This is a genomic window from Nocardioides malaquae (genome assembly GCF_015070385.1).
Classification (GTDB): domain Bacteria; phylum Actinomycetota; class Actinomycetes; order Propionibacteriales; family Nocardioidaceae; genus Nocardioides; species Nocardioides malaquae.
The window spans coordinates 261,356-274,763 of the sequence record NZ_JADCSA010000003.1; the positions used below are offsets into that span (position 1 = coordinate 261,356).

The window sequence follows — 13,408 nt, forward strand, 5'->3', positions numbered from 1 at the left end:
GGGGTCAGGCGCAACGCCTCAGGCGTGGCCGTCGAACATCGAGGTGACCGACCCGTCCTCGAAGACCTCGCGGATCGCCCGCGAGATCAGCGGGGCGATCGACAGGGTCGTCAGCGTGTCGAACTGCTTGTCGTCGTCGATCGGCAGCGTGTTGGTCACGATGACCTCGACCGCCGGGGAGTTCTTGAGCCGGTCGACGGCCGGGTCGGAGAGGATCGCGTGGGTGGCGGCGATGACGACGCCCGCGGCGCCGGCGTCCATGCAGGCCTCGGCGGCCTTCACGATCGTGCCGCCGGTGTCGATCATGTCGTCGGTGAGCACGCAGATGCGCCCCTCGACGTCACCCACGACCCGGTTGGCGGCGACCTCGTTGGGGCGGTCCGTGCGCCGCGTCTTGTGGATGAAGGCCAGCGGGACGCCGCCGAGACGGGCCGACCAGCGCTCGGCGACCTTGATCCGACCCGCGTCCGGCGAGACGACGGCGAGCTGCTTCGCGCCGTACTTCTCCTTGACGTAGTCCGCCAGGATCGGCAACGCCATCAGGTGGTCGACCGGACCGTCGAAGAAGCCCTGGATCTGGTCGGCGTGCAGGTCGACCGTGATGAGGCGGTCGGCGCCGGCGGTCTTGAAGAGGTCGGCAACCAGGCGCGCGGAGATCGGCTCGCGGCCGCGGTGCTTCTTGTCCTGGCGGCCGTAGCCGTAGAACGGCATGACGACCGTGATCCGCTTGGCCGATGCGCGCTTGAGGGCGTCGACCATGATCAGGTGCTCCATCAACCACTCGTTGATGGGCGCGGTGTGCGACTGGATGACGAACGCGTCGCAGCCGCGCACCGACTCCTCGAAGCGCACGTAGAGCTCACCGTTGGCGAAGGCGTACGCCGACTGGGGCACGAGCCCGCTGCCGAGCATGTCGCCGATCTCGGTGGCCAGGTCCGGGTGGGCCCGGCCGCTGAAGACCATGAGGTTCTTCTCGGGGGTCCGCTTCATTCCGCTCACGGGGGAGGCTCCTCGGCTGGGGACGCAGGTCGGGGCCGCAGGCGACCCGCTGGACGATTGTGAACCACCCTCACCCCAGGGCCCAAGCCGGGCACCACGGTGTGGACGGGACTGTCGCGAAGACCACACGCGCGCGGCGCGCACGGCCCGTGCGGCAGGTCACTGCTGCGGGTCGACGCTCTCGCCGTGGGCGCCCGTCGCCCCCTCCGCGGCCTCGGCCTGCTTGGTGCCGGGGCGTCGTCTCAGGACCCAGTTCTCGATCACGCGTTGGGTCGCACCCGGCACGACGAGGGCGCCGGGCGGCACGTCCTGACGCACGACCGCACCGCCACCGGTGGCCGCGCCGTCGCCGATCGTCACCGGCGCCACGAACGTGTTGTTGGAGCCCGTGCGGGCATGCGCGCCGACCACCGTCCGGTGCTTGGAGACGCCGTCGTAGTTGGCGAAGATCGTGCCGGCCCCGATGTTGGTGGCCTCGCCGATGGTGGCGTCGCCGACGTAGGACAGGTGCGGCACCTTCGCGCCCTCACCGAGCACCGCGTTCTTCGTCTCGACAAAGGCGCCGACCTTGCTGGTCGCGCCGAGCTGGGTGCCCGGACGCAGGTAGGAGAAGGGACCCACGGTCGCCCCGTCGCCGACGACGGCGAGCTCGCCGTGCGTACGCACCACGCGAGCGCCGGCGCCGACCTCACAGTCCTTGAGCGTGGTGTCGGGCCCGACCACGGCGTCCTCGCGCACGACGGTGGCGCCCAGCAGCTGGGTGTTCGGCAGAATCGTGACGTCACGCTCGAGCACCACGTCGTCCTCGATCCACGTGGTGGCGGGGTCCATGACCGTCACGCCCTCCTTCATCCACGCCTTCACGATGCGGGCGTTGAGCTGCCGCCCGAGCTCGGCGAGCTGTGCCCGGTCGTTGGCCCCCTCGGTCTCGGAGACGTCGTCGATGAGGTGGGCGCCGACCGTCAGGCCGTCGGCGCGGGCGATCGAGACGGTGTCGGTGAGGTAGTACTCGCCGTTGGCGTTGGCGTTGCTGAGCCGCGGCAACGCCCGGGCCAGGAACGCCGCGTCGAAGGCGAGGATGCCGGAGTTGATCTCGTCGATGGCGCGCTGCGCCTCGGTGGCGTCCTTCTCCTCGACGATGGCCACCACCGAGCCGTCGGCGCCCCGGACGATGCGCCCGTAGCCCGTCGGGTCGGCGACCCGGCCGGTGAGGATGGAGACCGCCCGACCGGAGTCGGTGTGCTCGCGGGCGAAGGCGCGCAGGCTCTCGCCGCGCAGCATCGGGGTGTCACCCGCCGAGACGATGACGGTTCCGGTGACCTCGCCGCGCGTCGCGGCGGCCTCCATGGCGATGCGCACCGCGTGCCCGGTGCCGTCCTGGGTCTCCTGCACCGCCAGCACCGCGTCGGGCACCAGCGAGGTGATGTGCGGCCCGACCTGGTCGCGCTGGTGGCCGACGACCGCGACGATGCGCTCGGGCTCGACCGCCTGCACGGCGCGCAGGACGTGGGCGATCATGCTGCGACCGGCGACGGGGTGGAGCACCTTCATGGTCTTCGACTTCATGCGGGTGCCGCCCCCGGCGGCGAGGACGATGACGGTGAGGTTGTCCATGCTTCTCAGGGTAAGGGCGGCCTTGCCCGGGAGCAGCACGGCGTCGCGACGTGGACCCCGAGCCCCTCCCCCGGCGAGGACGTGACCCGTAGTCTCGCTGCATGGAAGCCACTCGCACTGTCCTGGTCACCGGCGCCACCGGCTTCATCGGCCGCCGACTCGTGCCGGTGCTCGTCGACGAGGGCCACCGGGTGCTCGCCATGACGCGGCGCCCCGACGACTACGACGGCCCCGGCGAGGCAGTCGGCGCCGACGTCTCCGACGAGGAGTCCCTCGACCGCGCGCTCGAGGGGGTCGACGTCGCCGTCTACCTGGTGCACTCGCTCGACCAGGAGGACTTCGAGCGCATCGACGCCCAGGCCGCCCGCCGGTTCGGACGCGCCGCGGGGCGCGCGGGCGTACGCCAGATCGTCTACCTCGGCGGGCTCGGCGCCGAGGGCGACAAGCTGTCGCCGCACCTGCGCTCGCGCCGCGAGGTGGAGGGGCTGCTCGGCGACGGCGGCGTGCCGGTGACGGTGCTGCGGGCCGGGATCGTCGTGGGCCACGGCGGGATCTCGTGGGAGATCACCCGCCAGCTGGTGAAGAACCTGCCGGCGATGGTCGTGCCGAAGTGGGCCTCCACCCGCACCCAGCCCGTCGCCGTCGACGACGTGATCCGCTACCTGGCCGGGGTGGTCGACAACGAGCAGGCCATCGGCGAGATCTTCGAGATCGGCGGGCCGGACGTGCTCAGCTATCGCGGCATGCTGGACGTGGCGGCCGAGCTCGCCGCCGGGCGCCCCGTCCCGACGGTGCCGGTGCCGATGCTGACGCCGAAGCTGTCCTCCTACTGGCTCTCGCTGGTGACCGACGTCGACACCACCACGGGCCGCAACCTGATCGACTCGATGAGCACCGAGGTGGTGGTGCGCGACGAGCGGATCAAGGAGGTCGTGCCCGGCGACCCGCTGACCTACCGCGAGGCGGTCAAGCGGGCCCTGGCCGAGCGCGACGCCGAGCGTCGGAGCTGACGCACCGCAGGGGTCACGCGAAGAGCGGCGGCAGCGCCAGGAGCATCGTCAGCGACCACGTGCAGTGAGTCAGCACCGGGGCCAGGATGCCTCCCGAGGCCCGCCGCTGCAGGCCGACGACGACGCCGAGCAGGATGGCGGCGAAGGCCAGCATCACGTTGCCCGTGGCGAGGGTGGCGACGACGTAGGCCAGGGTCGTCCACACGACCGGGCGCCGGGGCACGGCCGCGTACGCCGCCCCGCGGAAGAAGAGCTCCTCGGCGACACCGTTGACGGCGGTCACCGCGACCAGCAGCGGCAGCGAGCCCTCGTCGGCGAAGTCCATCACCGAGCTGACCTGGTCGGCCAGCCAGTCGACCTCGCGCACCACCAACGCTCCGGCCACGAAGACCCCCGCGAGGCCCAGGCCCAGCAGGATCGGCGCCAGCACCGGGCGCTTCAACCGGTCGTGGTCGCGCCAGTCACTGATGCGGCCCAGGTGCAGGGGGCCGGAGGCGAAGGCGCCGACGGTCCAGACGCCGGCGAGCGCGAAGGTCGCCGGGTAGAACCACACGCTGCCCGGCTCGATGCGCAGCGAGAGACCGAGGGTCACCGCCCCCAGGAGCACGAAGATCACGGTGACGACCTGGCGACGGCGCAGTCCGGCCGCGGTGTCACGTTGGTCGCGCGGGACGACGTCCCACAGGGACCGGCGGATCCATCGCTGCACGCCCTCAACGTACGTGAGCCGCCCTGAGGGCCGCCCGCCCCCGCCGCTCAGGCGCTGTCGCGGCGCACCAGGGTGGGGGTGACGATCAGCCGCATCGGGGTCGCGGGCCCTCCGTCACGCAGGGCGTCGAGCAGCCGCCGGGTGGCCCTGGTCGCCAGCTCCCCGATCGGGTTGGAGACCGTCGTCAGCGCCGGGCTCCGGGTCGCGACGTGCACCCAGGTTGCCGGGGCAGGTGGCGGTCTTCACCACCGCGAGCGGGGAACGTTGAGCGTCTGACGCCGCTCGCGCTCGACGCGCAACTGTGCGCGGGATGCGGTTACGGGGCCTGGAAGCCGCATCCAGCGCACACTTTCGAGCCCGCGGTTGCGAGACTTTCCGGACGTGGAGGCACGGCACCCTGGGACCGGCGCGCACCTCGTCGCGGAGCTGAAGGGTCACACCACCGCCCCGGTCTCGATGTGGACACAGGGTTCGGGCAACTGCTCCGCCGCATGGGTGATGACAACGCGTCGACCGGCTACGCGATCGTGGTGCCGGAGTCGCTGCAGGCCAAGGTAGAGCGCGATCGGCTCCCCGGGTAGGAGTCGAACCTACGTCGCTAGTCCTGATTCAAAGTCAGGCGGGCCCTACCGACAGACCAACCGGGGAACGGCGGGCATCCCGCCGACCCGCACTCTAGTGGAGGTCCCTGCCGCTCGACCCGGCCACTGGCTAGGGTCGTGACGTGGACCTCCCCGTGATGCCCCCGCTGGCCCCGATGCTCGCCCGCTCGGCCGCGAAGGTGCCGCGCGACGAGGGGTGGTCGTTCGAGCCGAAGTGGGACGGGTTCCGCTGCCTGGTCTTCCGCGACGGCGACGACGTCGAGCTGACCAGCCGCAACACCAAGCCGCTGACCCGCTACTTCCCCGAGGTCGTCGAGGCGGTCAAGCGCGACCTGCCCGAGCAGGTCGTGATCGACGGTGAGCTCTTCGTGGCGCTGACCTCCGACGACGGCACTCAGCGGCTCGACTTCGATGCGCTCTCCGAACGGATCCACCCCGCCGACTCGCGGGTGCGGATGCTGGCCGAGTCGACCCCGGCCGGCTTCGTCGCCTTCGACCTGCTCGCCCTGGGCGAGGAGTCGTACCTCGAGCGACCGTTCGCGGAGCGGCGGGAAGCCCTGGAGCAGGCGCTGGGCCACCTCGACTCCCCCGTGAGCAACCCAGCCGACCCCGGTTCCCTGGGCGGGCGTTGCCACCTGACCCGCACCACCACCGACCCCGACGAGGCGACGGAGTGGTTCACGACCTTCGAGGGCGCAGGGCTCGACGGCGTCGTCGCCAAGCCGCTCGCCGCGGCGTACGCCCCCAACCAGCGCACGATGGTGAAGGTCAAGCACACCCGCACCGCCGACGTGGTGCTGGCCGGCTACCGCGAGCACAAGACCTCCACGCCGGAGAACCCGCTGCTCGGCAGCCTGCTTCTGGGGCTCTACGACGAGACGGACGGCGAGCCTCGTCTGCAGCACGTCGGGGTGGCAGCCAGCTTCACCGCCAAACGGCGCGCCGAGCTCGTCGCCGAGCTGGCCGACCTGGTCTGCGCCCCCGAGGACCACCCGTGGGGTGCCTGGAGCGTCGCCAACCCCGACCGGATCCCCGGCGCGCAGAGCCGCTGGAGCGCTGGCAAGGACCTCAGCTTCGTGCCGCTGCGACCCGAGCGGGTGCTCGAGGTGAAGTACGACCACATGGAGGGGCGGCGCTTCCGGCACACCGCCCACTTCGTGCGGTGGCGCCCCGACCGCGAGCCGCTGTCGTGCGGCTACGGCCAGTTGGAGGAACCGGTGCGCTACGACCTCGCTAGGATCCTCGGCACCGACCAACGAGGAGCGAGGCCGTGAGCGAGCAGAGCATCAACGACCCCATCGACGACGGGATCGGCACCTACGACGTGGTGATCCTCGCCGAGCACGAGGTGAGTCCCGCCGACGCCACCCAGATCTTCGGGCTGCACGACCAGATCGCCGACGAGGTCGTCTACCACGTGCTCATCCCGCTGGAGGACGCCTCCGCGCGCATCGAGGCCGCCCTCGGCTCCCTCGGCGCCGGTGAGATGCTGGCCGCCCCGGCGGTCGTCAACGACATCGACCTCGAGCAGCTGCGCGCCGAGAGCGAGGAGCTCGCCGAGGGTGAGCTCTCCCGCAGCCTCGACGCCCTGCGTTCGGCGGGCGCCAGCGCCACCGGCATCGTCTTCGACACCGACCCGGTGGAGATGCTCGACAAGAAGACGACCTCGGTCAACGCCCGCGAGGCGATCGTGCTGACCAGCCCCCACCTGGTGAGCGAGTTCTTCCACGTCGACTGGACGTCGCGGGCCCGCCGCCGCCTCGACGTGCCGGTGCTCCACCTGGTCGAGCACGAGGTCCACGACGGCGGCCTCGTGTGAGCGCATGACCTCACTCACCGGCCGGTTGCGGGAGGCCGCCGGGGCCCTGCGACCGGGCGAGGGTCGCCGTGCGCGGCTGCGCATCGCCTTCGTGCTGCACACCCTCGACGGGGCTGCCGGCACCGAACGCTCCGTCGTCACCCAGGCCAACGCGCTCGCGGCGCTGCCCGAGGGCCACCAGGTGCACCTGGTCTCGGTCGAGCAGACCGCCGACCGGCCGCACTTCGCGGTCGACCCCCGCGTCCGGGTCACCCACCTCGTCGACGCCCGCGACCCCTCCGCCCCGCGGGCGCTGCGCCGTGGCGTCGCCACCGACGAGCAGGCGCGTACGCTCGCCGAGCGCGAGGCGACGATCGTGCCCCGTCGCTGGGACGCCACCTTCAACGCTCTGACCGACGTCGCGATGCAGGAGTTCCTGCCAACCCTCGAGGCCGACGTCGTGGTCACCACGATCCCCGAGCTGCTGGCCGCCGTCGTGCAGCTGGTGCCCTCGAGGACCGCCGTCGTGCACCAGGAGCACCGCGCCTCCTCGACCCGGGTGCACGACCTCGACGCGCTGCTGACCTTCGCGCCGCGCGCCGACGTGGTCGCCTCGCTGACCGGGTCGATGAACGACTGGCTCGCCGCGCAGCTGCGCGGCGCCGCGCCCGACATGGTGGTGGTGCCCAACCCGTTGCCGGTCGACGGCGCGACCCGGTCTGCGCTCGACCAGCGCCTGGTGGTCGCCGCCGGACGCCTCACCGCTGAGAAGCGGTGGGAGCAGGTCGTCGACGCCTTCGCGGCGGTGGCCGACGAGCTGCCGGGGTGGCGGCTGCAGATCTGGGGCGACGGCCCTCGGCGTGACTCCCTCGAGGCGGCGGTGCGTCGCCGCGACCTCGTCGGCCGCGTCGACCTGCCCGGCACCACCGACGACATGGCTGCCGTCTGGGGCAGCGCCAGTGTCGCCGTGCTGGCCTCGAAGGCCGAGGGGTTCCCCCTGGTGCTGCAGGAGGCGATGGCCGCCGGGGTGCCGGTGGTCAGCTATGACGTGCCTGCCGGGCCGCGCGAGATCGTGACCGACGGGGTCGACGGCTTCCTGGTGCCGCCGGAGTCGCGGGTGGGCCTGGCCGACGCACTGCGCCGCCTCGGCGTCGACGACGACCTCCGGGCCCGCATGGGGGCCGCGGCGCGGCTCTCCGCCCAGCGCTGGTCACCGGACGAGCTGGCACTCCAGTGGGTCGAGATCTTCCACCGCGCCCTCGCCCGTCGCGGCGACCTGCTGGCGCCCCGCAAGGTCCTGCACGGGCGTACGCCCGGGGTGCTGGGATCGCCGGCCGCCGGCAACAGCGCCGTCGGCCTGACCCCTGACGACGCCCGGCGCGGCGCCCTGCAGGCCGCCGCCCACGCCGCGGGGCGCGCGGCCGGCGAGCAGTGGTGGGTCATCCCGCCGCACGGACGCGACGAGACCGCCGTGGTCGTGGTGCCCGGCGACCGGCGCGACGCCTTCCTCGACGCCTTGGTCGACGGCACCACCCCGCCGTGGCTCTGCCTGCGCGAACCGGCCGAGCACGACTGGCCCGAGCGGCGCGGCACCGTGCAGGCGATGCGCGAGGAGATGCGTCGGGCCCGAGGTGGGGCGCTGCACCTGGAGCCGTGGCCGGGCCGCGGCGGCCACCACGGCCTGCTCACCGGCCAGGGCGTACGCATCGAGTTCTGGCAGCCTGCGCCCGACGGCGCGCTCGTCGCCCCGGGGCCGTCGCGCTACGGCCCGCTCGTGCCGGCGGGCACCGAGCTGGTCGACGCCGAGGTCTGGGGCGTCGGGGTGCGGGCGGTGCCGGCGATGCTGGCCCCCACCGTGCACGACGTGCGCTTCGACGTCGACGTGGTGCTCACCTGGGTCGACGGTGACGACCCGCAGTGGCAGGCGCAGCGTGCCGAACGGCTCAGCGGTCGCAGCGGCACCGCAGCGACGGCCTCCTCGAGCGGCGCTTCGCGCTACCGCAGTCGCGACGAGCTGCGGTGGGCGATGCGCAGCCTCCACCTCTTCGCCCCGTGGGTGCGTCGCATCCACCTGGTGACGGCCGGGCAGGTGCCCGAGTGGTTGGCGCCCGAGGGCACGAAGGTCACCGTCGTCGACCACCGCGACATCTTCCCCGCCGAAGCGCTGCCCACCTTCAACTCCCACGCGATCGAGTCACGGCTGCACCACGTGTCGGACCTCGCCGAGCACTTCCTCTACGTCAACGACGACTTCGTGCTGGGCCGCCCGGTGCGCAAGGAGCAGTTCTTCCTGCCCTCGGGCAGCTGCGGGGTCTTCGAAGCGCTGCGTCCCGTCGGCCTGCCGGGCTCGAGCGACCTCGCCTACCTCGAGGCGGCGTGGAACAACCAGCGGCTGCTCGCCGAGACGTTCGGGGTGCAGCTGACCCACACGTTGGTGCACGGCCCCTACGCGCTGCGGCGGTCGCTGCTCGCGGAGATCGAGGAGCGCTTCCCCGACGAGGTGCGCGCGACGACCCACTCCCCGTTCCGCTCCGAGACCGACCTCGCGCTGGTGTCGTCGTTCGCGCAGCACTACGGGTTGGTGACCGGTGCCGCCCACCCGGCGAGCGCGGAGCACGCCTACGTCGACCTCGGGCACCCGCACGTCGCGGCACAGCTGCGCGCGTTGCGGCGCCGCGACCTCGACTTCTTCTGCCTCGCCGACAACCACGAGTCGGCCTTCGACCACGACGAGGTGACCGCGTTGCTCACCGAGGAGATGCAGCGTCACCTGCCGGTGCGCGCGCCCTGGGAGAGGGACTGACGCGAGCCCGGTGGCGCTCCGGTCAGCCGGCCAGCGCCTTCTCGTCGGCGACGACGTCCTCCCACATCAGGGCGCCGTTGGAGCCGTAGAGGCGCACCGGTGTCGAGGCGTCGACCTCGAGGTTGTCCACGACCGTCCAGGCGAGCTGCTGGCGCTGCTGCTCCAGCTTGGCGCCGTTGCGCTTGCACATCACGCCCGCCGCGCCGCGTACGCGCATGGTGACGACACCGCGCTCAGCGGTGAGCTCGTCGATCTTCGCGCCGACAGCGCACCGGCCACCCCAGTGGCTGATGAGGTCGTCGTCCTTCTCGGGCGTGGTGTGGATCAGCTTCTCGAGGGCCGCCATCGCCCGGCCCTGCGGTCGCATCCGGTCAGCACCCGCCACGTCGACCTCCACGGGCTCCAGCTTGCCGTCGGCGTTGACCCAGTGCACGGTGACGGTCGCGGCGTTCTCCTCGGGTGCTGCGGTCTCCTCGGTCTCGCTGCCGCAGGCCTGGAGGGTGAGCGCGGCCACGAGCGTCGTCACCAGGAGTCCCGCGCGGAGCGGGGTGGCGCGACGGTGCCCGACCGGGGTCTGGTGGGGGTCCATGCGTCCTCCGTTCGTCCCGAGAAGAATGTGATGTGGACAACGTCACCGTACGTGGAACGGCTCTCCCTGAGGCGGAAATGGTCCAGATCGTGGCGGCCCGGGCGGTCGCGAGGGGCTGACCCGCGTCAACGGTCGGCCGGGACGCTCTCGCCGTCGGCCACGATCGCGCGCAGGGCGGCGACGTGGGAACGGTAGGCCCTCGAACCCTCGGTGGTGAGCGTGAGCCAGACCCGCCGGCCGTCGTCGCGGGGTCGCCCCTGGCGTACGTAGCCCGCCTCGACGAGGGCAGCCACCTGCTTGCTGAGCGCCGAGGGACTGAGGTCGAGGCGCTCCTTGACCACCGAGAGCTCGAGGGTGCCGCCGGCGGCGAGCATCGCGCAGATGCGCAGCCGGTGGGTCGGGTGGATGACGGGGTCGAGCTGCGGCGTGCTCATGCCGCGCCACCACGGGTGCTGCGGTGGTGCACCACGCAGGCGACCGCGTAGACGAGGCCCGCTGCCACGGAGCAGGCCACGTTGCCGACCGGGTTGTCGAGGTCGTGGGCGGCCATCATCGCGGCGACCAGGAGGAGGGCGCTCAGGGCCACCAGGCCCAGGAAGACCCGGCTCGTCGGCAGGGCGAACGGAGCCCCGTTGGCGCGACCGGCGAGGAGGTTCGCGGCGATCACGCTGCCGGCGACGACCAGGGTGACCGGCATGCCTGCCGGCTCCGGCACCAGGAACGAGAGGCCGAGGGCGACGAGCAGCACCACGTTGACGGGATAGAGCCAGATCGGCCACGGGGTGTCGCGCACAGCCCGCTGGTCGCGGTCGATGTCGGCCAGCGCGGCGGCGGCCTCGGACGGGTCGTAGGCGGGTCGCTTGTTTTCCATGATGGAAACCTTACCAATGCTTTCCGCCTTGGCAACTGTTTCCGGTGGAGAAAATTCTTCGGCTGCTGGCCCCGATGCTCCCCGCGCCGGCGCACGTCACGTGACCGGGCGCGCCTACTCGATGCGGTTGCCCTCGGCGTCCCAGTGCTCGGCCACCTTCTTGCTGGGCTGCACCCGCGGCGGCTCGCCGGGCATCTTGGGATGGTCGGGCGGGTAGTTCAGCTCGACCGGGTAGGCCTCCCACCGCTCCAGCAACGGCTCCAACGAGTGGGCGGTGTCGTCGATCGTCGCCCAGGCGTCGCCCTCGGCGAGTCGGTCGGGCGCGGTGAAGAGCGTCCAGGCGCGCGGCGAGTCGAGGTCAGCCAGCTCCTCCCAGGTCAGCGGCATGGAGACGGGGGCGCCGGGCAGCGGGCGCAGCGACCAGGCCGAGGCCATCGTGCGGTCGCGGGTGTTCTGGTTGAAGTCGACGAAGATCCGCTCGCCACGCTCCTCCTTCCACCACGCCGTGGTCACCCGGTCGTCACGCTCCTCCAGCGCGCGGCCGAAGGCGATGGCGGCGTGGCGGACGTCGACGAACTCCCACCGCGGCTCGATGCGGACGAAGACGTGGACGCCTCGGTTGCCGCTGGTCTTGGCGTACGCCGTCATGCCGAGGTCGGCGAAGAGGTCGCGGGCCACGAGGGCGACCTCGGCGGCGTCACGGAAGTCGGTGCCCGGTTGCGGGTCGAGGTCGATGCGCAGCTCGTCGGGCCGGTCGACATCGGTGCGGCGCACCGGCCACGGGTGGAAGGTCAGCGTGCCCATGTGGGCGGCCCAGACCGGGACCGCGATCTCGGTGGGGCACATCTCCTCGGCGGTGCGGCCCGACGGGAAGGTGATCCGGACCGTCTCGAGGTAGTCGGGGGCACCGCGCGGCACCCGCTTCTGGTAGAAGCCGTCGGCGTCCTTGTCCTGCGGACCGGTGGCCAGCTTCATGCCCTCCCTCCAACCCGACGGCCAGCGCTCCATCGCGGTGGGCCGGTCGCGCAGGGCGCGCATCAGGCCCTCCTCCACGTCGGCGAAGTACTGCGACACCATCAGCTTGGTGACCTCCGGCGTCGTGTCGGTCGCCTCGTAGATGACGCGCTCGGGCGAGGAGACGCGTACCTCCCGGTCACCAGCCTGCACGTACGCCTCGGTCGTCTTTGCCATGGAGCCACCGTAGGTCCCGTGGTGTGATGCCTCCATGACCAGAGGCGACGAGCTGCCGCGGCACCTCGGCGACCACCCGCACGGGGCCTACTGGTCAGCCGACGCACCGCCCGGCGACCACGACGTCAAGGACGTGCCGCACGTCCCGGAGGGACCGATCCGGTTCATGTGGGACTACGGCGTTCGGGTGCCGCTCTGGGACGACAGCGGCCTGCTGCCCGAGGACCCCGCGTGGCTACGGGACGCCCTCGGGCTCGACGACGCGCTCATCCTCGACCTCGCCCGATGGGGCCACGACATGGACGAGCTCGACCAGGCGGCACCAGAGCACCGGACCGACGCGGCGTACGCAGCCCTCGACACCCGCGCCCGGGCGCTGATGGCGCGGTTGGAGCGAATGCTGGACGGTCGGTTCGTGGTCACCTACCAGCCCTGGACCTGACGCCCACGACGAACCGCTTCAGGGGTCGCGCAGCGCGACGGTCCTGCCGGAACTGACGAGGAAGCTCTCGCCGTGGGGACCGATCCAGAGGTGTTCGGGTGGCCGGGTGGGTCTCGGGTTCGCCGGATCCCCCACTGGGTCGCCGAACAGATCGGGTAGTGCTTCGTAGCGCCAGCTTCCGTGGGTCTTGACCCGGTGGTGTCGCCGGCAGAGCGGGGCGAGGTTGTCCGGGCGGGTGCCCGAGGTCTCGTGGGGATCGTCTGGGTCGCCGGGACGGTCGGGCTCCCAGGGGTCGACGTGGTCAAGGTCGCCCGACCTCGCGTCGCGGCCGCAGTAGGGGAACACACAGTCCCGGTGCCGCAGCACCACCTGGTCGCGCATCCGCGGCGGCGGGTCGTGCCTCGGGGACCACGTCGCGTCGGCCAGGTCGAGGACCGGAGTCACGCTCACTCGGGTCCGATCCAGCCAGGACTTCAACAGCTCCGAGGTGATCGCCCCGAGGCGCTCGACCTCCGCCACCGTCACCTCACCAGTCCCCGCGGCGAGCGTGACCAGGTCGGCGAGCGAGGTGTGGACGTACAACTTGAGCGCCAGGCCTGGTGGCCGGGCCACACCTCCGGCCGGGCCCCCACCGGCCGCGCCCCCACCGGTCTTCGCCGTCGCTGCGTCCTCGGCGGCGAACCCGAACGCCAGCTGGCCTGCACCCTCGCGCGCCAGCGACACGAGTGCCTTCACCCGGCGCGCACCGACCGGGTCCTCATCACCCGCACCCGCGAGGGC

General features: G+C 72.3%; 14 protein-coding genes and 1 tRNA gene. 5 read left to right on the forward strand and 10 right to left on the reverse strand.

Annotation, left to right across the window (positions count from 1 at the left end; translation table 11 throughout):
- Window positions 1-18: 18 nt before the first annotated feature.
- Together IEQ44_RS04915 and glmU are read right to left on the reverse strand one after the other, a co-directional pair.
- Window positions 19-999, reverse strand: a complete 981-nt coding sequence (locus tag IEQ44_RS04915; RefSeq protein WP_438861837.1) for a ribose-phosphate diphosphokinase — start codon at window positions 997-999, stop codon at window positions 19-21.
- Window positions 1,000-1,158: 159 nt separating this feature from the next.
- Window positions 1,159-2,613, reverse strand: coding sequence for a bifunctional UDP-N-acetylglucosamine diphosphorylase/glucosamine-1-phosphate N-acetyltransferase GlmU (gene glmU, locus IEQ44_RS04920; protein WP_193637291.1), 1,455 nt, complete (start codon window positions 2,611-2,613; stop codon window positions 1,159-1,161).
- Between the two features lie 101 nt (window positions 2,614-2,714).
- Here glmU and IEQ44_RS04925 point away from each other — a divergent pair, with 101 nt between their 5' ends.
- The gene (locus tag IEQ44_RS04925) at window positions 2,715-3,623 is read left to right on the forward strand and encodes an NAD(P)H-binding protein (protein WP_193637292.1); all 909 of its coding nucleotides are present in this window, start codon (window positions 2,715-2,717) and stop codon (window positions 3,621-3,623) included.
- Between the two features lie 13 nt (window positions 3,624-3,636).
- Here the strand turns inward: IEQ44_RS04925 and IEQ44_RS04930 are convergent, their stop codons facing one another.
- From IEQ44_RS04930 to IEQ44_RS04940, 3 genes are all read right to left on the reverse strand, one after another.
- The gene (locus IEQ44_RS04930) at window positions 3,637-4,332 is read right to left on the reverse strand and encodes a CPBP family intramembrane glutamic endopeptidase (RefSeq protein ID WP_193637293.1); all 696 of its coding nucleotides are present in this window, start codon (window positions 4,330-4,332) and stop codon (window positions 3,637-3,639) included.
- A 47-nt stretch (window positions 4,333-4,379) separates the two neighbouring features.
- Entirely contained in the window at window positions 4,380-4,547 is a 168-nt protein-coding gene (locus IEQ44_RS04935; protein WP_193637294.1) for a substrate-binding domain-containing protein, read from the reverse strand.
- A gap of 354 nt (window positions 4,548-4,901) precedes the next feature.
- Window positions 4,902-4,980, reverse strand: a tRNA-Gln gene (locus IEQ44_RS04940).
- 76 nt (window positions 4,981-5,056) lie between these two features.
- Here IEQ44_RS04940 and IEQ44_RS04945 point away from each other — a divergent pair.
- The 3 genes from IEQ44_RS04945 to IEQ44_RS04955 are packed head-to-tail and all read left to right on the forward strand — an operon-like array spanning window position 5,057 to window position 9,535.
- The gene (locus IEQ44_RS04945) at window positions 5,057-6,208 is read left to right on the forward strand and encodes an ATP-dependent DNA ligase (protein ID WP_193637295.1); all 1,152 of its coding nucleotides are present in this window, start codon (window positions 5,057-5,059) and stop codon (window positions 6,206-6,208) included.
- Entirely contained in the window at window positions 6,205-6,753 is a 549-nt protein-coding gene (locus tag IEQ44_RS04950; protein ID WP_193637296.1) for a hypothetical protein, read from the forward strand. The genes IEQ44_RS04945 and IEQ44_RS04950 overlap by 4 nt, the downstream gene beginning before the upstream one ends.
- 4 nt (window positions 6,754-6,757) lie before the next feature.
- Window positions 6,758-9,535: a stealth family protein gene (locus IEQ44_RS04955; protein ID WP_193637297.1), complete on the forward strand. Its 2,778-nt coding sequence runs from the start codon at window positions 6,758-6,760 to the stop codon at window positions 9,533-9,535.
- A 22-nt stretch (window positions 9,536-9,557) separates the two neighbouring features.
- Here IEQ44_RS04955 and IEQ44_RS04960 read toward each other — a convergent pair whose 3' ends face one another.
- The 4 genes from IEQ44_RS04960 to IEQ44_RS04975 form a co-directional block, all read right to left on the reverse strand.
- Entirely contained in the window at window positions 9,558-10,124 is a 567-nt protein-coding gene (locus tag IEQ44_RS04960) for a hypothetical protein (protein WP_193637298.1), read from the reverse strand.
- A gap of 125 nt (window positions 10,125-10,249) precedes the next feature.
- Window positions 10,250-10,558 carry a MarR family winged helix-turn-helix transcriptional regulator gene (locus IEQ44_RS04965; protein WP_193637299.1) on the reverse strand — a complete coding sequence of 103 codons (309 nt, stop codon included), beginning with the start codon at window positions 10,556-10,558 and terminating at the stop codon, window positions 10,250-10,252.
- Complete coding sequence (locus IEQ44_RS04970) at window positions 10,555-10,995, reverse strand: hypothetical protein (RefSeq protein WP_193637300.1); 441 nt, start codon at window positions 10,993-10,995, stop codon at window positions 10,555-10,557. The genes IEQ44_RS04965 and IEQ44_RS04970 overlap by 4 nt, the downstream gene beginning before the upstream one ends.
- 114 nt (window positions 10,996-11,109) lie before the next feature.
- Window positions 11,110-12,186: a DNA polymerase domain-containing protein gene (locus IEQ44_RS04975; protein ID WP_193637301.1), complete on the reverse strand. Its 1,077-nt coding sequence runs from the start codon at window positions 12,184-12,186 to the stop codon at window positions 11,110-11,112.
- Between the two features lie 34 nt (window positions 12,187-12,220).
- Here IEQ44_RS04975 and IEQ44_RS04980 point away from each other — a divergent pair, with 34 nt between their 5' ends.
- Window positions 12,221-12,628 (forward strand): hypothetical protein, encoded by a 408-nt coding sequence (locus IEQ44_RS04980; protein WP_193637302.1) that lies wholly within the window; start codon window positions 12,221-12,223, stop codon window positions 12,626-12,628.
- 18 nt (window positions 12,629-12,646) lie between these two features.
- On the opposite strand, the gene IEQ44_RS04985 is transcribed toward IEQ44_RS04980, so the two are convergent.
- Window positions 12,647-13,408 (reverse strand): HNH endonuclease signature motif containing protein (locus tag IEQ44_RS04985; RefSeq protein ID WP_193637303.1); only part of this gene is annotated, 762 nt, incomplete at its 5' end.